The organism is Rothia nasimurium (assembly GCF_042660305.1).
Taxonomy (GTDB): domain Bacteria; phylum Actinomycetota; class Actinomycetes; order Actinomycetales; family Micrococcaceae; genus Rothia; species Rothia nasimurium.
In genome coordinates this window covers 186,535-193,393 of sequence record NZ_JBHSTW010000010.1, presented here as the reverse complement: position 1 = coordinate 193,393, position 6,859 = coordinate 186,535, and the positions used below count along the sequence as shown (strand labels likewise).

Sequence of the window (6,859 nt, the reverse complement as noted above, 5' to 3'; positions counted from 1 at the left end):
CTCGTATGAGTCCTGGTGATCAGCTGCCTGCTTGGGCCTGAATTCGCTATGTGACTAGGTGTTTTGTCGCTTGGCGGGTTTCTCCTGTGCCATGGCGACTCGTAATACTCTACGCAGGTTCAAAACACTTCGCAAGTCGAAAATGACCTCAAAAACCACTCACAGGCATCCGCACACCCATTTTTAGCCCCCCAAAGCACCTCCACCAACAGTATTTCACCTAGTCACAGGCGGTCAGTGAGGCAGGTCTATGGCTCACATCTATGACCCACTACACCTAAAATTCTTTGAAAAACCTTCAAAACTCCCCCAAATCGCCCTCCCTGACCCCTTTTCAAGGAATATTGCACCCATCTCTGCCCGTTATGCCAGGCGTACACAACCCCTATATAGAGAAGGACATTCACCATGCCAGCCCTATCCCTGCTCGACTTTGCCCTGATTTTCCCGGGTGAACGCCCCGCAGACAGCTTCAAACGCTCTGTAGCTCTAGCCCAGCACGCAGAGAAGCTCGGCTACGAACGCATCTGGTACGCAGAACACCACAACATGCAGCGCATTGCCTCAGCCGCCCCGGCAGTGCTTATTGCCCACGTTGGTGCACAGACCTCAACCATTCGACTGGGAGCTGGTGGCGTCATGCTGCCCAACCACTCCCCCCTCACCGTGGCAGAACAGTTCGGCACCCTCGCCGAACTGTACCCCGACCGCATCGACCTGGGCCTGGGCCGGGCACCCGGCACCGACATGCGTACCCTCGCCGCCCTGCGCCGGGACCCGCAGGACGCAGAGAACTTCCCCCAGGACGTCCAGGAACTCGCCGGCTATCTGAGCGGGGACACCCGGGTGCCCGGCGTCCACGCCACCCCGGGGGCAGGGACCAATGTGCCCCTCTACATTCTGGGCTCCTCCCTCTTCGGTGCTTCCCTCGCTGGCGCCCTGGGCCTGCCCTATGCCTTTGCCTCCCACTTCGCCCCCACTCACCTGGAACAGGCCATAGCGGTCTACCGCGAACGCTTCACCCCCTCAGAGCAACTAGAGCAGCCCTACGTGATCGCTGCGGCTAACGTGATTGCCGCCGATACAGAAGAGGACGCCCGCGCCCAGCAGGTGATTGCGCACCGGCAGCGGGTGAAGTCCATGATGCGCCTAGATGACCGCGACCTGAGCGACGACGAGCTGGATATGCTGGTCGCTTCACCCCAGGGCCAGCAAATCCTGGACATGCTGCGCTACACCGCGGTAGGCACCTCGGAGCAGGTAGGTGACTACCTCACCCGCTTCGCTGATTCGGTACAGGCCGACGAGCTAATGATTTCTAATCTCTCCCCCAGCACGGAACAGGCCCACCGCGGCCTTGAGGTGCTGGCGCAGGCCATGCTTCAGAAGTAAGGGCAAAAAATGTAAGTACCCCAGTTTTTGTGCATATACCCCGCGATAAAGAGGGGGTACGTGCCTTAACGGGGGCGTTAGCCTTCTAGAAAAGCCAAGACCGCGCGGACGCGGCGGTTGCCGCTATCGGCAGGTAGATCTAGCTTGTCGAAGATATTGCCCACGTGCTTGGCGACGGTTGCCGGGGATATGAAAAGTTCAGCCTCAATCTCTGCGTTGGATCGCCCCTGCGCCATGAGCCGCAGGATTTCCAGCTCGCGCGGGGAGAGCCTGGCCAGCTTGCCCTCGGTGGGGTGGGCTGCCGCATGGGCGGTGTACGGGGCGGACGCTCCCCCGGCAGTACCTGCCCCGAGGGAGGAAGAGGGGACGGGGTCGTCCGCACCGGAAGTATCGGCAGCGGTGCCCGGCAGTGCCCCGCGTACCTGCCCGGCGGTCTGCCCGCTGCTTGAGGTGCCGCCGAGCAGGTGCTGGACGACGTCCGGGTCGATCACGGTTCCGCCTGCCACCACGGTGTCGAGGGCGCGGGCGAATTCTTCGACGTCCCCCACCCGGTCTTTGAGCAGGTAGCCCAGCCCGGCCGCGGAGCGGGCGAAAAGCTCGCGGGCGTAGGCAGTGGTGATGTACTGCGAGAGCACCACGACCGGAAGCCCCGGGTAGGTCTCGCGCAGCTGCAGGGCAGCCTTCAGACCGTCGGAAGTGTGGGTAGGTGGCATGCGCACATCGGTAATGACGGCATCGACACCCTCCCCCGCCATAGCCGCCTCGACGGCGGTGAGCAGGGAGGGGGCGTCCTCAACCTCTGCAAGCACAGAGTGCCCCAGCGCTCCTAGCACCATCGTCAGCCCCTGACGAAGCAGGGCGGAATCTTCGGCGAGGATAATGCGCATGGGGTACCTTTCGTGACAACGTTTCACGTGAAACGCTACAGGGTTGTTGAGCCCTTGGGTAGGGGCAGGGCCAGGGTCAGGCGGGTGGGACCACCGGCAGGGGAATCTACCTGCACCGTGCCACCCAGGGCAGCAGCGCGTTCTACCAGGCCGGCAAGGCCGGTACCGCGGGCAGGGTCAGCGCCACCAATACCGTTATCTTCTACCGTAACCACCAGAGACTCCCCCGCTACGAAGGCCGAGAGTGAGACAAACTGGGCCTGAGCATGCTTGAGGGTATTGGTCAGAGCCTCATTGACGGTGTAGTAGGCGGTGCGTTCAAGGTCGCGGGGCAGGCGGGCAGGAGCATCGTAGGTCAGGTGAACCGGCAGCACGCTGTGGCGTACCAGCTCTTCCAGGGCAGCCTTGAGGCCGTGGTCTTCCAGCACCGCCGGGTAGATACCGCGGACGGTGTCGCGCAGGGTCTGCTGGGCGTGGGAGAGCTGGGTGCGGGCCTCGGTGACGTGGTTGAGCAGGGCGGCGGCGCGGGCGTCCTGGGTATCAGTGACCAGGTTCTTGGCTTCCATCTCGGCCAGGCCAAGGCGCAGGTTGAGGTTGACCAGTTCTTGCTGGACGCCGTCGTGCAGGTTGCGCTCGATACGGCGGCGCTCCCCTTCGAAGGCGTCAACGATGGTGGCCCGAGAAGCGGTCAGGCGGGCCAGTTCGCGTTCCTGTTCTTCGGGGCGGGAGGACAGGATCAGCTTGGAGAGGCTAGCGCCGGTGGCGGCCAGCAGGCCGTTGACGTAGGCAAAGATGATGAGCAGGACGGGGATAGCGGCCAGGAAGACCCACCAGTACTGGGGAGTAACTTCAAAGATTTGGCCGCTTGCGGGAAGAAGGCCCTGGTTGATGTAGTAGTTCATTTCCCCCTGGGAGTAGAGGGAAAGGTACTGCCAGTCGAGGTAGAGCCTGTTCCCTATACCCAGGTAGTAGGCTACTGCACTGGTGCCGACAAGGGCCATGACCTGCAGTCCGAGTACTGCGCCTGCCAGCCAGCCCCAGAGGGTGGTCAGTGCCAGGGAGCCGACCTCGCGCCAGGTGGCAATTTCTTTGAGGCGGAAGAGAGCTCCCTCCCAGAAGCTGGCGTTGGGGTAGTCGACGTGGCCGTTGGCGATCACCCCGTGGCCGGTCTTTGCCAGGCGCCAGCGCTCATAGACCGCGAACCCGATAGCAGCAAAGGGTAGAACCGCGATACCGATAATGGAGGCGGTCAGGCCGGTCACCAGGGAGGCAACAATGCCCTGGGCTACCAGCACGGCAAACGCGATCCAGGGGCCAGCAGTGAAAATATAGAAGGGGTTAGCCATACGGCGCCACAGGCTCTTGACGGGCTTGGGCTGGCCGGCGGGGTCAGTATCAAAGGACGCCGGTGCTTGGCTCCCTGCCGCGGGTGCGGCAGGTGCGGCGTCGTGCAGGGTGTAATCGGTGCTTGTCATACTTCTATTCTTTCGCGGCTACCGCCCGCGCACAGTGGGGCGGTCTCTACTCTTACTCCACCCGCACCCCAGCTGTCGGGTAGAGCTAGCTCTACCTCGGGCGTCCTGGCCGCTTCTTCAACACCTTATCGGCGCCCACCACTCCACGCAGCAGCTGCGGATCGATCTCCACGCCCTCACGCACAATCGACAGCTGGCCGGTAGCCTCCAGCACCACGCACTGCACCTGACTCAGCTGCGACACCCCGGCCTTCCGCAGGGCCGCGTACACCTCAGCCGGCGCCAAATGCGAGCGCTTCAGATGGCGCACCACAAACTTGCCATGAGCCATAATCACCCGGGGCTTGTGATTGATGTGCCGGATGCCAGTCACCGACTGCACCGCACCAAAAATACTCTCCAGCAGCATGAGCGTACCCAGCCCCACCATGCCAGACGCCAGCGTCGGCGGGTGCCCAATAATCACGCGGCCAGCCACCGCACCAAACATAATGATGATGACCGCATCAAAACCGTTCCAGCCGCTCAGCACCCGCACCCCAAAGATACGCACCAGCACCAAAAAAGTCAGGTAAATGCCCAGGGCAGAGAGCATCACAATCGGAATACGCCAGGGCTCAATACCCAAATACTCAATCAGAGCAGGGCCCCACCCCTGCGGCGGCTCAAACACAGTCACCAGCCCCTCTCGTCGTCTACCTGCTAGCGGCAAGGGCCGCGGTCAGCTCCTTCACCAGCGCCCCCAGACGGAAACGCTCAGGAGCCACAGGCACAATACCCACCTCTTCAAGAGGCTCAGCCGTCACCGGCCCCACAGCAGCAGCAATAGTCCCCGCTTTAAAAGCCTCAATCACCTGCGGCAACACCCCGCGAGCCGACGCCGCCTCAAACAGGGCAGACACCGCAGGAGCAGCAGTAAACGTCACCGCATCCAGCTCATCACTCACCAGGGCATCAATCAACTCATCCACCAGCTCAGGACGCTCAGGAGCCTCCCACCTATGCGGCACCACAGCCGTCACCCGCGCCCCCGCATCCACCAAACGTCGCTCCTCGGCGGCATCCGGCGACCCGTGCTGCTGAACCACCACATGCAACCCAGCCACACCACGCTCAAGCGCCAAATCCACCAAAGCCGACGTACGCTCCTGCGCCGCCATACCAGCGTCCTCAAACCCCAAACCACGCACCGCACCCCGGCCCTTAGCGCCACGCACAAAAATCGTAGCCCCCGCAAGAGCCTGCCGCAGCTGTTCCTCAAGACCGCGCTCGCGGGCAGAATCAAACCAGCCGTTCAGGCCGTAACCGGTAGTGACCAGCAGGACGTCGGGGTGGTGGGCAATGATGTGGTCGGTGGCCGCGTGCAGCTCGGTGTCATCTGCTACCGGCACGATACAGACGGTGGGGGCCACCAGCACGCGCGCACCCTGCCGCTCGAAAGCAGCAACCTGCTCCTGAATACGACGGGAGGCCGTCACGGCAATGGTCTTACCGGCCAGCAGGCCGGCATCAGGGGCGGCGGACGCGCGGGGTGAGGAAGCTGAGGAAGTCATAACACCAGGGTACCGCCGGGGTAGAACACGCGGTAGAACTATCCCAAACGCTTAGAACCTTCACGCACACTCAAAGGGGCCATGCGGGTACCGTGGCGGGCGATGAAGTCTGCAACCCAGGCGGGGTCGGTCTTGGAGTACTCACGCAGGGACCAGCCGATGGCCTTATTGATGAAGAACTCCCTGGAACCAAAGTTGAGGGTGATGATTTTTTCGAGCAGGACGGTATCGGTAGCGGCCTTGCGGGGGCGCTGATGGTCAATGGCGACGCGACGAACCCACATGTTGGCGTCCTGTGCCCAGGCAAGAATGAGGTCGTCGTTGGGGTTACGCCAGAGGATCTCGCCGACCATGGTGTCGAGGCGGTCAACGGTGTCCCACCAGCTTTTCTCTTCGATGAGATCCCGCAACCAGTCAATGTCTTCAGGTTCGAGGTAGCGGCGCAGGGCGTGTAGATAGTCGAGTGCGGCGTATTGGAACTCCCGTTCCGGAGCCTGCCAGCAGGCCTCAACGAAGCTGCGGTCTATGCCCTGAGTCTTCGCTTCTACCCGGGCCTCTGCCAGCAGGGGTTTGATGAGTTCCCGGCGCTGCGGGGTTTTAATTCCCAGGAAGGGGAATTGATTACGCATGTAGGCGGCCATGGGGGCAGCATTGGCGGGATTGGACGCCGCAACCAGGGTTTCATGCAGGGTAGAGAAGTTCATGGGGCTCTTTCAGGTGATGAGTTATCGGGGTTTGCGAACGGGTCTTTTAGTCCACCCTACATAATTCAACAGGTGGGGATATTATTCTACACTTGATGAATTTCATCTACAGGTGAGGAATTTTGGGTAGACTGGACGTATGGCAGCTCAGCACTCTACTACTTCCGGCTCGCCCCGCGGACGACGCAGCGGCGGCACCCGCTCCCGCGACGACATTTTGCGGGCAGCAACCAATCTCTTTGCTGAACACGGGTTCGAGGGTACTTCTGTGCGGGCTATCGCCGCGCAGGCCCAGGTTGACCCCGCCCTCATTCGACATTTCTTTGGGTCAAAAGAAGCACTCTTTACAACCCTGCTCAATGAGGTGATGGAACTTTCAACCAGTCAGGCCACAACACTCAGCAGCGGCGACCGGGCTACCGATCTTGTCGCGACCTACCTGCACCTGTGGGAATCACCCGAGACAGGGCCGCTGCTTATAGGTCTAGTTCGTTCGGCTCTTGCGTCAGCCACGGGGGCACCCGCCATCAAGGAAGCTCTGGCGCAGCACCTTACCCAAAGCTGTGCCGACCCGCTGAAGCTTAGCCTGGATGAGGCGTCCGCGGAGCTCCTCAGCACCCACCTGTTAGGGGTAGCGGTAGGACGCTACCTTCTGGGGCTCCCCCATCTTGCCGCACTCAGCACCGATGAACTGGTTGAACGCACCGCACCGGCAGTTCGGAGCTATCTTGAGGGGAATTCTCGCTCCCGTAAGACCCGGCCCGAGTCGAAAAAGAAGAGCCCCCAGGAGCAGCTGTCGCTGTTCGACGGCCTCTTCTAACGAGAGGGCCGACTCCTGGGGGCTTATT

The 6,859-nt window shown here is 61.8% G+C and carries 7 protein-coding genes; 2 read left to right on the top strand and 5 right to left on the bottom strand.

Annotated features, from left to right (window positions below):
- Positions 1 to 408 precede the first annotated feature (408 nt).
- Positions 409 to 1,392 (top strand): LLM class flavin-dependent oxidoreductase, encoded by a 984-nt coding sequence (locus ACFP6B_RS04665; protein ID WP_377127445.1) that lies wholly within the window; start codon positions 409 to 411, stop codon positions 1,390 to 1,392.
- 77 nt (positions 1,393 to 1,469) lie between these two features.
- Here ACFP6B_RS04665 and ACFP6B_RS04660 read toward each other — a convergent pair whose 3' ends face one another.
- From ACFP6B_RS04660 to ACFP6B_RS04640, 5 genes are all read right to left on the bottom strand, one after another.
- Complete coding sequence (locus tag ACFP6B_RS04660; protein ID WP_377127443.1) at positions 1,470 to 2,279, bottom strand: LuxR C-terminal-related transcriptional regulator; 810 nt, start codon at positions 2,277 to 2,279, stop codon at positions 1,470 to 1,472.
- 35 nt (positions 2,280 to 2,314) lie between these two features.
- A complete protein-coding gene (locus ACFP6B_RS04655) occupies positions 2,315 to 3,754 on the bottom strand; it encodes a sensor histidine kinase (RefSeq protein WP_377127440.1) in 1,440 nt (479 codons plus the stop codon).
- Positions 3,755 to 3,845: 91 nt separating this feature from the next.
- Positions 3,846 to 4,433, bottom strand: a complete 588-nt coding sequence (locus tag ACFP6B_RS04650; RefSeq protein WP_237221949.1) for a DUF421 domain-containing protein — start codon at positions 4,431 to 4,433, stop codon at positions 3,846 to 3,848.
- A gap of 16 nt (positions 4,434 to 4,449) precedes the next feature.
- A complete protein-coding gene (locus tag ACFP6B_RS04645; RefSeq protein WP_377127437.1) occupies positions 4,450 to 5,307 on the bottom strand; it encodes a uroporphyrinogen-III synthase in 858 nt (285 codons plus the stop codon).
- Between the two features lie 38 nt (positions 5,308 to 5,345).
- A complete protein-coding gene (locus tag ACFP6B_RS04640; RefSeq protein WP_377127434.1) occupies positions 5,346 to 6,011 on the bottom strand; it encodes a DNA alkylation repair protein in 666 nt (221 codons plus the stop codon).
- Positions 6,012 to 6,150: 139 nt separating this feature from the next.
- Between ACFP6B_RS04640 and ACFP6B_RS04635 the strand changes: the two genes are divergently transcribed.
- Complete coding sequence (locus ACFP6B_RS04635; RefSeq protein WP_377127431.1) at positions 6,151 to 6,831, top strand: TetR/AcrR family transcriptional regulator; 681 nt, start codon at positions 6,151 to 6,153, stop codon at positions 6,829 to 6,831.
- The last annotated feature ends 28 nt before the right edge of the window (positions 6,832 to 6,859 follow it).

Coding starts and splice junctions, on each gene's coding strand:
- ACFP6B_RS04635 (WP_377127431.1), top strand. CDS start 6,151: ATGGCAGCTCAGCACTCTACTACTTCCGGCTCGCCCCGCGGACGACGC.
- ACFP6B_RS04640 (WP_377127434.1), bottom strand. CDS start 6,011: ATGAACTTCTCTACCCTGCATGAAACCCTGGTTGCGGCGTCCAATCCC.
- ACFP6B_RS04660 (WP_377127443.1), bottom strand. CDS start 2,279: ATGCGCATTATCCTCGCCGAAGATTCCGCCCTGCTTCGTCAGGGGCTG.
- ACFP6B_RS04665 (WP_377127445.1), top strand. CDS start 409: ATGCCAGCCCTATCCCTGCTCGACTTTGCCCTGATTTTCCCGGGTGAA.
- ACFP6B_RS04645 (WP_377127437.1), bottom strand. CDS start 5,307: ATGACTTCCTCAGCTTCCTCACCCCGCGCGTCCGCCGCCCCTGATGCC.
- ACFP6B_RS04655 (WP_377127440.1), bottom strand. CDS start 3,754: ATGACAAGCACCGATTACACCCTGCACGACGCCGCACCTGCCGCACCC.